This is a genomic window from Roseateles sp., from assembly GCF_049240545.1.
Taxonomy (GTDB): Bacteria; Pseudomonadota; Gammaproteobacteria; order Burkholderiales; family Burkholderiaceae_C; genus Paucibacter_A.
The window spans coordinates 1-15,425 of the sequence record NZ_JBMLSK010000092.1 but is presented as its reverse complement, the minus strand read 5'-3'; the positions used below and the strand labels follow the sequence as shown (position 1 = coordinate 15,425).

At 62.5% G+C, this 15,425-nt stretch carries 12 protein-coding genes; 5 read left to right on the top strand and 7 right to left on the bottom strand.

Annotated features, from left to right (window positions below; genetic code table 11):
• Window positions 1–367 precede the first annotated feature (367 nt).
• The 3 genes from ACOVRJ_RS06145 (at window position 368) to ACOVRJ_RS06135 (ending at window position 2,992) form a co-directional block, all read left to right on the top strand.
• On the top strand, window positions 368–1,750 hold the full coding sequence (locus tag ACOVRJ_RS06145) for an MFS transporter (protein WP_422043009.1): 1,383 nt from the start codon (window positions 368–370) through the stop codon (window positions 1,748–1,750).
• Window positions 1,751–1,765: 15 nt separating this feature from the next.
• The gene (locus tag ACOVRJ_RS06140; RefSeq protein WP_422043008.1) at window positions 1,766–2,341 is read left to right on the top strand and encodes a GNAT family N-acetyltransferase; all 576 of its coding nucleotides are present in this window, start codon (window positions 1,766–1,768) and stop codon (window positions 2,339–2,341) included.
• A gap of 225 nt (window positions 2,342–2,566) precedes the next feature.
• Window positions 2,567–2,992, top strand: coding sequence for a hypothetical protein (locus tag ACOVRJ_RS06135; RefSeq protein WP_422043007.1), 426 nt, complete (start codon window positions 2,567–2,569; stop codon window positions 2,990–2,992).
• A 28-nt stretch (window positions 2,993–3,020) separates the two neighbouring features.
• Here the strand turns inward: ACOVRJ_RS06135 and ACOVRJ_RS06130 are convergent, their stop codons facing one another.
• Window positions 3,021–3,935: a LysR family transcriptional regulator gene (locus ACOVRJ_RS06130; protein WP_422043006.1), complete on the bottom strand. Its 915-nt coding sequence runs from the start codon at window positions 3,933–3,935 to the stop codon at window positions 3,021–3,023.
• A gap of 121 nt (window positions 3,936–4,056) precedes the next feature.
• Between ACOVRJ_RS06130 and ACOVRJ_RS06125 the strand changes: the two genes are divergently transcribed.
• A complete protein-coding gene (locus ACOVRJ_RS06125; RefSeq protein ID WP_422043005.1) occupies window positions 4,057–4,695 on the top strand; it encodes an NAD(P)-dependent oxidoreductase in 639 nt (212 codons plus the stop codon).
• Window positions 4,696–4,731: 36 nt separating this feature from the next.
• On the opposite strand, the gene ACOVRJ_RS06120 is transcribed toward ACOVRJ_RS06125, so the two are convergent.
• From ACOVRJ_RS06120 to ugpB, 6 genes are all read right to left on the bottom strand, one after another.
• The gene (locus ACOVRJ_RS06120; RefSeq protein WP_422043004.1) at window positions 4,732–6,504 is read right to left on the bottom strand and encodes an amidohydrolase; all 1,773 of its coding nucleotides are present in this window, start codon (window positions 6,502–6,504) and stop codon (window positions 4,732–4,734) included.
• Window positions 6,505–6,625: 121 nt separating this feature from the next.
• Window positions 6,626–7,369, bottom strand: a complete 744-nt coding sequence (ugpQ, locus tag ACOVRJ_RS06115; RefSeq protein ID WP_422043003.1) for a glycerophosphodiester phosphodiesterase — start codon at window positions 7,367–7,369, stop codon at window positions 6,626–6,628.
• Between the two features lie 10 nt (window positions 7,370–7,379).
• Window positions 7,380–8,462, bottom strand: coding sequence for a sn-glycerol-3-phosphate import ATP-binding protein UgpC (locus ACOVRJ_RS06110; protein WP_422043002.1), 1,083 nt, complete (start codon window positions 8,460–8,462; stop codon window positions 7,380–7,382).
• A gap of 20 nt (window positions 8,463–8,482) precedes the next feature.
• Complete coding sequence (ugpE, locus tag ACOVRJ_RS06105) at window positions 8,483–9,334, bottom strand: sn-glycerol-3-phosphate ABC transporter permease UgpE (RefSeq protein WP_422043001.1); 852 nt, start codon at window positions 9,332–9,334, stop codon at window positions 8,483–8,485.
• A 21-nt stretch (window positions 9,335–9,355) separates the two neighbouring features.
• Window positions 9,356–10,237 (bottom strand): sn-glycerol-3-phosphate ABC transporter permease UgpA, encoded by an 882-nt coding sequence (gene ugpA / locus ACOVRJ_RS06100; protein WP_422043000.1) that lies wholly within the window; start codon window positions 10,235–10,237, stop codon window positions 9,356–9,358.
• Window positions 10,238–10,331: 94 nt separating this feature from the next.
• A complete protein-coding gene (ugpB, locus tag ACOVRJ_RS06095) occupies window positions 10,332–11,651 on the bottom strand; it encodes a sn-glycerol-3-phosphate ABC transporter substrate-binding protein UgpB (RefSeq protein ID WP_422042999.1) in 1,320 nt (439 codons plus the stop codon).
• A gap of 443 nt (window positions 11,652–12,094) precedes the next feature.
• Here ugpB and ACOVRJ_RS06090 point away from each other — a divergent pair.
• Window positions 12,095–15,425: DUF3683 domain-containing protein (locus ACOVRJ_RS06090; RefSeq protein ID WP_422042998.1), on the top strand; the 3,331-nt coding region annotated here is incomplete at its 3' end.

The following is a 15,425-nucleotide window of genomic DNA, read 5'->3' as shown; positions in this document are numbered from 1 at the left end:
GCCTGCTAGGATAGGCGCTCGCCGCGAAGCCAAAAGCCATGACCAAACTCCTTGACCGCACCCGATGCAGCGCCTGCCCAGGCGTGCGTTCGAGCGTGTGCGCAGGTGTTGATGGCCCCGATTGCAGTTGTTGCAGTCCTCGCAATTGCGGCAATCATGACACCCATGATGCAGGGGCCGCAAAGCCTTGACGCTTGCCCCAGACGCTTGATCTCAAGCTGTCTACCCAGCCGCCGCGCCAGTCGTTTTCCCGGCTTTCAGCGTGCTCAGTCTCAGGACCGAGTCGCCCCGAGTTCTCGCTTGATTCCCAAAGCCGCTTTTCAAAGCCGCACCGGAACCCGAGCCCAAGAAGTTTGGAGTTTTTCTCATGCAACAAACCATGTCCTGGTTTGACCGCCTGCGCAGCGCCTTGACGCTGCCGCCCAATGACCTCTTGCGGGACGCTGTTTACCGGCGCCTGTGGTCGTCCATTCTGATCAGCTCTTTGGGTGGCCAAGTCACCATGCTGGCGCTGCCTTTGACGGCGGCCTTGCTGCTCAATGCCACGCCGACCCAGATGGGTCTGTTGACCACGATGGAGATCTTGCCCTTCGTGCTGTTCTCGCTGCCTTCGGGCGTGTGGCTGGACCGGGTGCGCAAGCTGCCGGTCTACATCTGGGGCGAAACCTTGCTGGCGATTGCGGTGGCCACCGTGCCTTTGGCGGCGGTGATGGGCTGGCTCAATATGACCTGGCTTTATGTGGTGGGCTTTGTGCTGGGCACGGTTTACACCACGGCGGGTAGCGCGGCGCAGATCGTTCTGACCCAGGTGGTCAGCCGCGACCGTTTGGTGGAAGCACATGCGAAGAATGCCTTGGCTTCGAGTGGCGCTGAGGTGGCGGGGCCAGGTCTTGCCGGCATGCTGATCAAGCTGATGGGGGCGCCGATGGCGCTGGCGGTGGACGCGGTGCTGGTCTTGTTCTCGGCCATGATTCTGCGTGGCATCAAGGTGCATGAAGAGTTGCGCAGGGCGGAAGACTCGCACTTTTGGCGCGATCTGAAGGCCGGTGTGCAGTTCGTGCGCGAGCGCGCCTTGCTGATCGCGCTGGCCTGTACCGTGGGCTGCTGGCAGCTCTTCAACAATGCCGCGCAGGTGGTGCAAATTCTGTTTGCCACCCGCAGCCTGGGCTTGAGCGCTCAGCAAGTGGGCTTGAGCTATGTGGCGCTGGGCGCTGGTACGGTCTTGGCCAGCGTCTTCGGCCACCGCATCAGCGCCAAGCTGGGGCCGGGGCCTTGTTTGGTGGCGGGGGTCTCGGTCACCGGCCTGGGCTGGCTGGGCCTGTCGCTGGCGCCCGTCGGCCCTATCGGCATTGCGGCCTTTGCCTTCATGCTGTTCACCTTTGGTGTCGGTGCGGTGCTGATCTTCATCAACTTCTTGTCTTTGCGGCAGGCGGTGACCCCGGCGCCCATGCTGGGCCGCATGACCAGCACCATGCGCTGGCTGATTCTTCTGCCGGCCGGGCCGGGCGCCTTGGCGGGCGGCTGGTTGGGTGAGCACCTGGGCCTGCGCTCCGCGCTGATGTTTGCTGGCGTGGGCACGCTGCTTCTGGGGATGCTGGCCTGGCGCTACCCGGTGCTGCGCAGCGTGCGCGAGTTGCCCAAGCCGGAGGAAGATGATTTCGACGAGCAGCAGCTCGGCGCCGAAGCCATGCCCGGCCCCGGCTTTGAGACGCAGACCGATGTCTTGTCTCAGCCTCGGTCTGACAAGTAAACCAGGGGAGCCGAGATGCAAGCAAGACCTGACCCCATTCTGATCGAGGTGCCCGAGAGCCTGGAGACCGAGCGCCTCTTGATCGCCGCGCCCCGGCCCGGCATTGGCCCGGCCATGGCGGTGGCGATTGCCGAGTCCATCGGCCAACTCAGCCCCTGGATGCCCTGGGCGCAGCAAGCGCCGAGCTTTGAGGATTCCGAGGCAGTGGCGCGCCGCCAATGCGCGGACTTTGTGGCCCGCCGCGATCTGGTCTATCAAATCTATGACCGGGCGCCCGAGGGCCGGCGTCTGCTGGGCGGCACCGGCCTGCACCGGATTGACTGGCAGGTGCGACGCTTCGAGATCGGCTACTGGATACGCGCCAGCGCTCAGGGTCAGGGTTATGTGAGCGAAGCGGTGCGGGCCTTGACTCGGCTGGCCTTCGAGCAGTTGCAGGCGCGCCGAGTCGAGATCCGCATGGACGAGGTCAATGCTCGCAGCCGGGCGGTGGCTGAGCGCTGCGGCTTCGAGCTCGAAGGCATTCTGCGCTGCGACAGCCTGACCCCGGCGGGCGAGGTGAGGAATACTTGTGTCTATGCGCGCATCGGCTAGCGGTCTGGCGTTTCATTTCAAGTCTTGGGCTCAGCGTCTTGGCTCGGCAGCGTTGAAGTCTCCAGTGACGGCCGCCGTAGTGATGCTTGCGGCTGCGTCTGTGGCCATGATTCTTGGCCCGGTGCATTTAGTCGGCTACGCAAGTTTGATGCCCTATCTGCTGATTTGGCGGCGCTCATGCTGGGGCAGGTGAGACTGTTCTCGAGCAGTGCCCGGCGGTGGTGGGTGAAGCTGCTCAAAATCCTGGCCCTGGCACTGAATTCCCTGCTTCTGCTGGTGCTGAGCTTGGCCATTCCCATCATGCTGATTGCTAAGCTCACGGCCCGCGATGACATCAATGTCGCTTGCGGTCCAGATAGGGCGTGTTATGCATACAGCCGTGGAGCCTTTGGCACTTATTGGCAGGATCTGGTGCTCAGGCAGCATTATTTCGGCGTGTACTACTTTGAAACGCCCTTGCGACAGTTCAACCGCGAAGTGCTCAATCAGTTGAGCTACGAGCCACAGAGCTGCCGCTTGCTTGCTGAAGTGCAGGTGTACGGCGAACCTGCCCAAACGGTCGCAATCAAACTCCCTGAGCCTTGCTCGGACTCAGAGGGCGCGCACGCGATCAAGCCGCCGGCGAAAGCCGATCCACCGCATCCGCAATGATGCCGTCCACGCCGCGCGCGATCAGGGCCTAGGCGGCCTCTAACTTAGCCTTGTAATACGCCATAAAGGCTTGCACTTGCGGCGGTTGATGGCGGCCGGGCGGGAATACCGCGTACTGGCCGCCTTCGGGCAAGCGCCATTGCGGCAAGAGGCGTTGCAAGCGGCCCGCTTCGATGGAGGGTGCCACGCTGGCGTTGTCCAGTGCGGTGATGCCGGCGCCGGCTTCGGCCAGGCTGCGCAGGGTGCCGGGGTTGTCGGTTCTCAGTCGCGGGTGTTTCATGCGCACGGTGGTGCTTTCGCCGCGCTTGTCGCTGAACTTCCAAGTCAGCGGCGTGCTCAGCAGGGTCAGCGCCAGCCAGTCGTGCTGCGCCAAGTCTTCGGGCTTCTTAGGGCGGCCCGCGCGCTGCAAATAGTCCGGTGAGGCGACCAGGATTTGCTCAAAGCGTCCCAGCTTGACGGCCCGCAGCGAGGAGTCCGGCAGCCAACCTTTGCGCAGCGCAATATCGATGCCGTCTCGCACCAGATCCGCCACCCGGTCATTGCTGCGCAGATCAATCTCCAGCTTGGGGTGCAGGGCCGCAAACTCGGCCACATAGGCCGCCAGTTGCTGCACCGCATGTTCTACCGTGCTGGCAATGCGCAGCGTGCCACTCAACTCGCTCGGTGCGGCACCGCGACTCGCGTGGCTGAGCCCCTCCAGTGCCAAGCGCAGCGGCGGGATGCTTTTGTCCAACAACTGCGCGCCGGCCTCGCTGAGCGTTAGGCGCCGGGTGGTGCGGTGAAACAGCTCCTGAGCCAGGGCGGTTTCAAGCCGGCGCACTTGCAGGCTCAGGCGCGCCTTGCTGCTGTCCAGGCGCTCGGCCGCAGCGGTGAAGCTGCCGGCCTCGGCGACGGCGGCAAAGGCCAGCAAATCATTCAGATCCACATGCGGGGCGGGGTTCATGCGGTGATGCTCCGAGAGTTTGTATTGAATTCAATAACAATCAGTTTAGTTTGTTGCTGTTTATCTATTCAATCGACTCCGGCAAAGTTCAGTCCATCGCAACCCAAACTGGAGTTCAAACATGAAGATTGCATTGATTGGCGCCACCGGCTTTATTGGTTCGCAACTGCTGCAAGAGGCGGTGCAGCGCGGTCATCAGGTGACCGCCTTGGTTCAGCATCCCGACAAAGTGCCGGCGCTGCCGGGCGTGCAGGCCCAGGCGATGAATGTGCAAGACACCGCTGCGCTGACCCAGGCCCTGCGCGGCCATGATGTGGTGATCAGCGCTTTCAGCGGCCATGCACAGGCCGATGTGTTGGGCTACTTCTTGCAGGGCTTTCAGTCCATCTTGAGCGCCGCCAAGGCGGCAGCCGCACCACGCCTCTTGGTGGTGGGCGGTGCCGGTTCGCTAGAAGTGGCGCCAGGTGTGAACCTGCTGGACACGCCGCAGTTCCCCGCCGAATGGAAAGCCTCGGCGGATGGCGCTCGACAAGCTTTGCGCTTGTTGCAAGCCGAACCCGAGTTGGAATGGACGCTGCTCAGCCCCGCGGCCATGCTGGCTCCGGGCGAACGCACCGGCGTCTTCCGTTTGGGCGGCGACCAGTTGATGACCGACGCCGAGGGCCAAAGCCGCATCAGCGTGGCCGACTATGCCGTGGCCATGCTCGATGAGATGGAGCGGCCGGCGCATCACCGCCAGCGCTTCAGCGTGGCTTACTGACGAACTCGAAGCGCCTGATTTACTTTAAGCGCTGACTTACTGCGCGCCCACTTTGGCCTTGAAGGGCTTGCCTTCAAACACGGTGCCCCACACCTTGATATTGCGCAGACCCTTGACGCCCACCTCGTAGGGGTCTTTGTCCAGCACCGCAAAGTCGGCCAGCTTGCCGGCCTCGATGCTGCCCAACTCGTTTTCCATGCCGATGGTGTAGGCGGCATCGATGGTGACGGCACGCAGCGCCTGATCCAGACTCAGGCGCTCAGCCGGTGCGAAGACCTTGCCCGACATGGTTTCGCGCGTGGCGGCCGTCCAAGCCAGGAACAAGGGCTCGGCCGGGGCCATGGGGAAGTCGGAGTGCAAGGAGACCGCCACATTGCGCTTGACCAAGCCGCCGAGCGGCGCAATGCGAGACGCGCGGTCGGTGCCCAGGCCAACAGCCGCATAGCGGTCGCCCAGGTCATGCAGGTAGAAAGGGTTGGCCGAGACCGAAGCGCCCAAGGTCGCGATGCGGCGCGAAACGCCGTCATTGGCATAACCGTAATGCTCGATGGTGAATCGGTGGTCCGCGCGGAACTTCTCGTTCTGCAGTTTCTGCAGGGTGTCCAACACCATCTTGGCGCCGCCGTCGCCATTGGTGTGGACGTGGATCTGATAGCCGGCGTTCCAGTAGCTGCGGGCGATCTCTTCAAAGGGCGCGGGCTGGGTGATCCATTCGCCATGGTGGCCGTCGATATAGCCGGGCTGATTGATCTGCATGGCTTGCGAGAACATGGCGCCATCGGCAAACAGCTTGATGCCGTTGTTGAACACCAGGTGGCGGGTGTTTTCGTTCTTCAGTTCGGCAACGCGCTTCATGGCCGCCTCGGGGCTCTTGAGCGTCAGGCCGATCTTGTAAACGTCCGGTGTCAGGCGCACACGCACCGAGGAGTCGGGGCGGTCCAAATTGCGCTTGAGCGCGCCCATCTCCAGATCCCAATTCGTGCCGCCGGTGTTCATATCGGCCACGGTGGTCACGCCGTTATAGGTCAGGTAGTCAACGGTCTTGCGATAGCCAGGGTCTGCGGCCGCAGGGGCCAGCAAGAAATTGGAGAGGTAAGGCAGAGCCACGGAGAACATGCCGTCCTCCCAGAAGTGGTTCTTGGTCCAATCGATTTGCTTATGGTCTTTGAAGGCTTCCGGCTTCAAGCCCTTGCTCTTGAGCAATTCCAGCATGGGGGTGTTGATATAGATCTCGTGCATGGAGCGCTGCAAGACCAGGATGGGCACCTCCTTGGAGATGCCGTCCAGCGCGGCGCCCGAGAGCTCGCCATGGGTGTCGGCGCTGAAGCCCCAGCTCATGAAGAGGGGCGCGTCCTTCTTGCGCGCCGCAAAGGCGGCTTTGAGCGCCTTCAGATAGTCGGCTTGACCGATGGTGGCCGGCGTCTTTTGGCCCATGATGTTCCAGGGCTCGGGCGTGATCCAGGTGGTCTGGAAGGCGATGGCGCCCAGCAGCGGGTGCATATGCGGGTCGATCATGCCCGGCATCAAGACTTTGTCTTTGAACTGCGTGTCGATCTTGTGCGGGTGCGCCTTCAGCCAGGGCTGCAAATCGGCCAGAGAGCCCACGCTGAGAATCTGTCCACCGCGCACGGCCACGGCGGTGGCGCTCGGCTGGGTGGGGTCCATGGTGACGATCTTCTTGGCCACGAAGACGGTGACTGGCTCTTCGCTGGGTGCGACCGTGGGCGGGTTGACACCGTGAGCGACCGCCAAGCTGGCGGCAAGCCAGCTGAGCGCAGGAACAAGGCGGGTGAAGGTGCGACGTTTCATTGCGTACTCCCAATCTGAATGAAGCAATCGAGTAATCTAAGTAGTGAGTTATGTCGATGTCAGTGGATGGCAAACTATAAGGCCCAGCGTATGCGGCCTGCTTGACCGTTTTAGACTGAAGTCAAACCGGACAAAACCGGTCCACCGCATCGGTGATGATGCCGTCCACGCCTCGATCCATCAGGGCTTGGGCGGCTTCTGCGTCGTTCACCGTGTAGACCAGGGCCTTCATGCCGGCGGCATGGATGGCGCCGACGGTGGCCTCGTCCATCAGCCGGTAATTGGTGATGACGGCGGCGCAGCCCAGGGCTTGGGCTTCACTCAACCAGCCCTCGCGCAAGCTGTCCAGCAGCAGGCCACGCAAGATCTCAGGCGCGGTCTCGCGAGCGCCTTGCAAGGCTTCCGGCTCGAAGGAGCTGAACAGCGGCGCAAGACCTGAGCCGCCCCACAAACGCAAGACCTCGCGGCCGACGACTTGGCCGGTCCGCAAGGCCTGGCCTGGCGTGGGTTTGATTTCGATATTGAAGCTGTAGCGATTGGCCAGGACGAAGCGGGCCAACGCTTCCAAGCTGGGCAGCGGCTCGCCGGCATAGGCGCGGCTGTGCCAGCTGCCGGCGTCCAGGCGCGAAAGCTCGCCCCAAGGTAATTCGCCGGCCACACCTTGGCCATTGCTGGTGCGCGTGAGCGTGGCGTCATGCAGCAAGAAAGGAACGCCGTCGCTGGACAGCTTCACATCGCACTCAAAAGCCCGGTAGCCGTGCTGCGCCCCCAGCCGGAAGGCGGCCAAGGTGTTCTCCGGCGCTAACTTACCAGCACCTCGGTGCGCAATCCAAAAGGGCAGGGGCCAGTGGGGCGATGCTTGCATCTCTTTCCTCTTACTTCTCCACCCGGCGGGTGGTCTGCGGGTCGAACCAGTGCAGATGCTTGTCGCTGAGCTCCAGCATCAAAGTGGCGCCGATGGCCGGTGGGGTGAGCGTGCCGTCGATGCGCAGCGTGAACATCTCGCTGCCCAGACGACCGTAGACCAGGCGCTCGGCGCCCAACATTTCGATCATCTCCACCGTGAAGGGCCAGCCGGGGCCGCCGGCTTCCCTGTCGTGCCAATGGTCCAAGTGCTCCGGGCGCAGGCCCAAAATCAATTCGCCATCGCGCGGCGCCGGTGCGGGCAAGGGCACGCTGATGCCGCCCACGGTGAAGCTGCTGTCCGAGGCCAGACCCTTCAGCAGATTCATCGGCGGCGAGCCAATGAAGCCGGCCACAAAGGTGGTGGCGGGGCGGGCATAGACCTCTTCGGGCGTGCCGATCTGTTCCATATGGCCACCGTTCATCACGATCATGCGCTGGGCCAGGGTCATGGCCTCCACCTGATCGTGGGTGACGAACAAAGAGGTCACACCCAACTCGCGGTGCAGCTTTTGAATCTCCAGTCGGGTTTGGGCGCGCAGCTTGGCGTCCAGATTGGAGAGCGGTTCATCGAATAAAAACACCTGCGGGTTGCGCACGATGGCGCGGCCCATGGCGACGCGCTGGCGCTGGCCGCCGGAGAGCTGGCGCGGTGTGCGCTCCAGCAGTGCGCCCAACTCCAAGATCTTGGCGGCCTTGTCGACGCGCGCTTTGATCTCGGCCTCGGGCACTTTTTTGATCTTCAAGCCGTAAGCCATATTGGCGAACACCGTCATATGCGGGTAGAGCGCATAGTTTTGGAAGACCATGGCGATGTCGCGATCGGCCGGCTCCACCTCGTTGACCACGCGCCCGCCAATGGCGATCTCGCCGCCGGAGATTTCTTCCAAGCCCGCCACCATGCGCAGCAAGGTGGACTTGCCGCAGCCCGAGGGGCCGACGATGACGATGAACTCGCCGTCCTTGATTTCGGCATTGACGCCGTGAATGACCGGGTTGGCCTTGGGGCCGTGGCCATAGCGTTTGACGACATTGCGCAAAGAAATGCTTGCCATAGGAGTGCTCTTCTTTTCTATTATTTTTCAGTATCGACCAGGCCCTTGACGAACCACTTCTGCATCAAGATCACCACCAAGGCGGGCGGGATCATGGCCAGCATGGCGGTGGCCATGATGATGTTCCAGTCATTGGCCGCGTCGCCGCCGCTGATCATGCGTTTGATGCCGATCACCACCGGGTACATGCTCTCGTCGGTGGTCACCAAGAGCGGCCACAGGTATTGGTTCCAGCCGTAAATGAACTGGATGACGAACAGCGCCGCGATGCTGGTGCTGGACAGCGGCAGCAGCACGTCTTTGAAAAAGCGCATCGGGCTGGCGCCATCCATGCGTGAGGCCTCAATCAATTCGTCCGGCACCGTCATGAAGAACTGGCGGAACAAAAAGGTGGCGGTGGCCGAGGCGATCAAGGGCACGGTTAGGCCGGCGTAGCTGTTCAAGAGGCCCAGATCCGCCACCACTTGGTAGGTCGGGCCGATGCGCACCTCCACCGGCAGCATCAGCGTGACGAAGATGGCCCAGAAGAAAAAGGGCTTGCCGGGAATGCGGAAGTAAACGATGGCGAAGGCCGACAAGAGCGAGATGGCGATCTTGCCGATGGCAATCGTCAGCGCGCTGATCAGGCTGACCATCATCATCTGGCCCACTGGCGCCTTGGAGCCGGCGCCGGTTTCGGCGCCAAACAGCGCGGCCTTGTAGTTGTCGATCATGTGGCCGCCGGGCAGCAGCGGCATCGGTGCCTGCACGATGGCGTCGGCCGTTTGGGTGGAGGCCACAAAGGTGATGTAGAGCGGGAAGGCGACGATCAAGACCCCCAGGATCAGCACCAGGTGGGACAAGACCGTCAGAGCGGGGCGGCGTTCAATCATGGTGTTTTAGCTGCCTCTTCTTCAGTACTGAACTTTTCTCTCGACATAACGGAACTGCACCACCGTCAGCGCAATCACGATGAACATCAAGACCACCGACTGTGCGGCCGAGCCGCCCAGGTCCATGGCTTTGAAGCCGTCGTAATACACCTTGTAGACCAAGATGGCGGTGTCTTTGCCGGGGCCGCCGTGGGTGGCGGCGTCGATGATGCCGAAGGTGTCAAAGAAGGCGTAGACGACGTTGATCACCAAGAGGAAGAAAGTGGTCGGCGAGAGCAGCGGGAACACAATGGTCCAAAAACGCCGCCAGGGGCCAGCGCCGTCGATGGCTGCCGCCTCGATCAAGGACTTGGGGATGGACTGCAAGCCCGCCAAGAAGAACAAAAAGTTGTAAGAGATCTGCTTCCAAACCGCGGCCATGACGACCAGGGTCATCGCATGGTTGGAATTGAGCAAATGATTCCAGGGGATGCCGAGTGCATTGAGCGCATACGACACCACGCCGATGGAGGGCGCGAACATAAAGAGCCACAGCACCCCGGCAATCGCCGGTGCCACCGCATAGGGCCAGATCAACAGCGTTTTGTAAAAGCCCGCGCCCTTGACCACCCGGTCGGCCATCACTGCAAGCAGCAAGGAGACGGCAATGCCGATGCTGGCCACCAGCAGCGAGAACACCGCCGTGGTCTTGAAGGAGGCCAGATAGCTGGCGTCATTGAACAGGTCGCGGAAGTTCTCTAGCCCAACCCATTCGGTCGACATGCCGAAGGCGTCTTGGCGCTGCAGCGATTGCAGGATGGCTTGGCCGGCCGGCCAGAAAAAGAACACCGTGATCACCAGCAATTGCGGCATCAGCAGCAGCCAGGGCAGCCAGGAAGTATTGAATTGAACGCGTTTTTCCATGGGGTGGGCAAAGGTAGACAGGCGGGGCCTAAAAACAAGAACCCGCCGTGCCGGTAAGCACCAACACGGCGGGTTGATTGTGGTTCAGCGGGCCTTAGCCTTTATTGGCTTTTTGGAAACGTTCCAGTTGCTCGTTGCCACGCTGCACGGCTGTGTCCAGGCCTTCCTTGGCGCTCTTCTTGCCGCCCCAGACCTGTTCCATTTCTTCGTCGATGATGGTGCGGATCTGCACAAAGTTGCCCAGGCGGATGCCGCGCGACTTGTCGGTGGTTTTGCGGATCATCTGGGTCACCGGCACATCGGTGCCGGGGTTGGCCTTGTAGAAGCCGCTCTTGTCGGTCAGCTCAAAAGCGGCCTTGGTGACCGGCAGGTAGCCGGTGCGCTTGTGGCTTTCGGCCGCGACTTCCGCTTGCGCCAGGTAGCTGAAGAAGGCTGCGGCGCCCTTGTATTCGGCAGGCTTCTTGCCGGCCATCACCCACAGGCTGGCGCCGCCGATGACGGTGTTTTGCGGTGCGCCGGAAACGTCTGGGTAGTAGGGCAGGGGGGCAATGCCGCTGCTGAACTTGGCGTTCTTCTTGATATTGGCGTACATGCCGGAGCTGCCGGTCATCATCGCGCATTCGCCTGAGACAAAGGTCGCGTCGGCGGCATTGCCACGGCCCTTGTAGATCAGCAGGCCTTGCTTGCTCATATTGGCCAGATTCTCGATATGGCGCACATGCAGCGGGCTGTTGAAGGCCAGACGCGTGTCCAGACCGCCGAAGCCATTGTTCTTGGTGGCGTATTCGACGTTGTGCCAGGCCGAGAAGCTTTCCAGCTGCGTCCAGCTCACCCAGGAGGTGGTGAAGGGGCATTTGTGGCCGCTGGCCTTGAGCTTGGCGGCCGCCAGGGCAACCTCGGGCCAGGTCGATGGCGGCTTGTTCGGGTCAATGCCGGCGGCCTTCAGCGCGTCTTTGTTGTAGTGGAAGACGGTGGTTGAGCTGTTGAAGGGGAAGCTCAGCATCTGGCCATTGGGGGCGGTGTAGTAGCCCGCCACGGCGGGCACATAAGCGCTGGGGTCAAACTTGGCTCCGCCCATCTTCATCACTTCGCCCACCGGCACGATGGCGCCCTTGCTGGCCATCATGGTGGCGGTCCCGACCTCAAACACCTGCAGGATGTGCGGTGCATTGCCGGCGCGGAAGGCGGCGATGGCGGCCGTCATCGATTCGTCGTAGCTGCCCTTGTAGGTGGGCACGATCTTGAATTCCTTTTGGCTGGCGTTGAAGTCCTTGGCCAGATCGGTGACCCAGTCGCCCAGGCCGCCGCTCATCGAGTGCCACCATTGCACTTCCACCTGGGCCTGGGCCGAGGTACTGAACAGTCCGCCAGCCAGCAGCAGCGCCAGGGTAGGGGCCATCGTTTTGTGAATCATGTTTGAGACTCCGTCTTGAGGGGATGTACGGGAAATGCAAACCTAGGATGTTCGGCGCGAATTGTGACAGTTCGGGGCCAGGTCTTGCGCGCACTTCGCACACAACGAAGCGCCACTTGCCTCGCCGCGAAGCTTTGGGGCCGAATCGCGCTCTGGCTAGCAAGGGCATTGAGTCTGTGGCGCAGGGAGAATGAGGGGCTGCGGTAGGATTCGCGGTCCGGCCCTGGGTTCATGCCCCGCCGGGCAGGTGATGGGCCAACCCAAGGCCGATACCCGCTGAAGCCCGGCAGAACGCCCGGGCTTTGATTTGATTAGATTTGTCTCACGATGCCCAGGGCCAAAAGCCCGCCAGCGCCGTTGCAAAATTCCAGCCTTGCGACCAAGGCCTTCCCAGGAGGCCGGGTTGCAGCCAACCATGGGCGCTTTGTCCGCGCCCGGCCGCCATGAATGCACCGCATCCGCTGATGTCTGTCCCCGCTCAAGATCTGCCTCCTGCCAAGCATGGTGCCGAAGCTGCACCCCGTCTGCGCGAGATTCCCTACAACTACACCTCCTTCTCCGACCGCGAGATCGTCATCCGCCTGCTCGGCAGTCATGCCTGGGAGCTGCTGAATCAACTGCGTCAAGAGCGTCGCACCGGCCGTTCGGCCCGCATGCTCTACGAAGTCTTGGGCGATATCTGGGTGGTGCAGCGCAACCCCTATTTGCAAGACGATTTGCTGGACAACCCGAAGCGCCGCAGCCTTTTGATCGAGGCCTTGGAGCACCGCCTGCATGAGGTGGAGCGGCGCCGTGACCCGGCCAGTGACCCGCAGCGCGATGCCTCGGTGGGCGAGTTGCTGACAGCGGCGCGCAAGGCCATCAATCAATTTGCGGCCCAGTTTGATGCGGTGGCCGAATTGCGCCGCCGCACCACGCGTCTCTTGGGCAAGACCACGGCGCGCGACAACATCAAGTTCGACGGTCTGGCCCGCGTCTCGCATGTGACCGACGCCACCGACTGGCGGGTCGAGTACCCCTTTGTCGTGCTGACCCCCGACTCCGAGGCCGAAATGGCGCAGTTGGTGAAGGGCTGTATCGAGCTGGGCCTGACCATCATCCCGCGCGGCGGCGGCACCGGCTACACCGGCGGCGCCGTGCCCCTGGTCTGGAACAGCGCGGTCATCAACACCGAGAAGCTCGAAGCGCTGCGCGGCGTCGAGATGCTGACCCTGCCCGGCATGGACCGCGAGGTGGCCACCATCTTCAGCGAAGCCGGCGTGGTGACGCAGCGGGTGGCCGATTTGGCGGAGCAGCACGGCTTTGTCTTCGCCGTGGATCCGACCAGCGCCGAGGCCTCATGTGTGGGCGGCAATGTGGCGATGAATGCCGGCGGCAAGAAGGCGGTGCTCTGGGGCACGGCGCTCGATAACCTCGCGTCTTGGCGCATGGTCACGCCCGATGCCAAGTGGCTGGATGTGGTTCGCCTCAACCACAATATGGGCAAGATCCATGATGTGGAGATGGCCAGCTTTGAGCTGCGCTACTTCGACGCTTCGGGCAAGAAGCTGGAGCGCACTGAGCGCTTGGACATCCCCGGCCGCGTCTTCCGCAAAGAAGGCCTGGGCAAGGACGTCACCGACAAATTCTTGGCCGGCCTGCCTGGCATCCAAAAAGAAGGCTGCGACGGCCTGATCACCAGCGCCCGCTGGGTGGTCCACAAGATGCCGGCCCATGTGCGCACGGTCTGCCTGGAGTTCTTCGGCAACCCCAAGGACTGCGTGCCGGCCATCGTCGACATCAAGGACTTCATGTTCGCCGAAGCCAAGCGCCCCGGCGGCGCGGTGCTGGCGGGCCTGGAGCATTTGGACGACCGCTACTTGAAGGCGGTGGGCTACGCCACCAAGAGCAAGCGTGCCAATCTGGCCGGCGCTTCCAGCGGCGGCCTGCCCAAGATGGTCTTGGTGGGCGATATCGTCGGCGAGGACGCCGATGCGGTGGCCCGCGCCACCTCAGAAGTGGTGCGGCTGGCCAATGGCCGCAATGGCGAGGGCTTTGTGGCCATCAGCGCCGATGCGCGCAAAAAGTTCTGGCTGGATCGCAAGCGCACCGCGGCCATCTCCAAGCACACCAATGCCTTCAAGGTGAATGAGGATGTGGTGATCCCGCTGCCGCGCATGGGTGAGTACACCCTGGGCATCGAGCGCATCAATATCGAGCTGAGCTTGCGCAACAAGCTGGGCTTTGTGGCGGCGCTCAAAAAACTGTTCAGCCAAGGCGCTTTGCCCCTGGGCAAGAGCGATGACGCGGGCGACATCCCCAGTGCCGAGTTGCTGGGCGACCGGGTCCAGCAGGCGCTCGCGCTGTTGGATGAGGTCGGTGGCCAGTGGCAGTTGTGGTTGGATCAGCTGGATGTGGCGCAAGCCGATGGCCGTAGCTTCTTCGACCAGTTGCAAGACCACAGCCTGCGCGCTTCTTGGAAGACGCAAATCCTCAAGCCACTGCAAGCCATCTTCACCGGCGGCGCCTTTGCGGCGATTCTGGATGAGTGCAAGCGCATCCATCAGGAGCAGCTGCGCGGCAGGGTCTGGGTGGCGCTTCACATGCATGCTGGCGACGGCAATGTGCACACCAATATCCCGGTCAACTCCGATAACTACGAGATGCTGCAGACCGCGCATGAGGCGGTGGCCCGCATCATGAAGCTGGCGCGCAGCCTCGACGGTGTGATCTCCGGCGAGCACGGCATCGGCATCACCAAGCTGGAGTTCCTCAGCGACGCAGAGCTGGCGCCCTTTGCCGGCTACAAGGCCAAGGTGGACCCGGAAGGTCGCTTCAACAAGGGCAAGCTCTTGCGCCTGGGCGGGCCTGAGTCCATGACGACCTTTGCCGACCTGACCAATGCCTACACGCCCAGCTTCGGCTTGATGGGGCATGAGTCGCTGATCATGCAGCAAAGCGATATCGGCGCCATCAGCGACTCGATCAAGGACTGCCTGCGCTGCGGCAAGTGCAAGCCGGTTTGTGCGACCCATGTGCCGCGTGCCAATTTGCTCTATTCGCCGCGCAACAAGATCTTGGCCACCTCGCTGCTGGTCGAGGCGTTCTTGTACGAAGAGCAGACCCGCCGTGGTATCTCGATCAAGCATTGGGAAGAGTTCGAGGATGTGGCCGACCACTGCACCGTTTGCCACAAATGCGCCAACCCCTGCCCGGTCAAGATCGACTTCGGCGATGTGACCATGAATATGCGCAACCTCTTGCGCAAGATGGGGCAGAAGAGCTTCCGCCCCGGCAATGCCGCGGCCATGTTCATGCTCAATGCCACCAACCCCGAGACCATCAAGATGGCTCGGGCGGCCATGGTGGGCGTGGGCTTCAAGGCGCAGCGCCTGGCGCATGATGTGCTGAAGACCTTTGCCAAGAAGCAGACCGAGGCCCCGCGCGCCACGCTCGGCCCAGCGCCGATCAAGGAACAGGTCATCCACTTCATCAACAAAAAGCTGCCCGGCGGTCTGCCCAAGAAGACGGCGCGCGCGCTGCTGGATATCGAGGACAAGGACTACGTGCCCATCATCCGCAACCCGGCCGCCACCACGGCCGAGACGGAAGCGGTGTTCTATTTCCCGGGCTGCGGCTCCGAGCGCTTGTTCAGCCAGGTGGGCTTGGCCACGCAAGCCATGCTCTGGCATGCCGGCGTGCAGACCGTGCTGCCACCGGGCTATTTGTGCTGCGGTTATCCGCAGCGCGGCTCGGGCCAGTTCGACAAGGCCGAGAAGATGATCACCGACAACC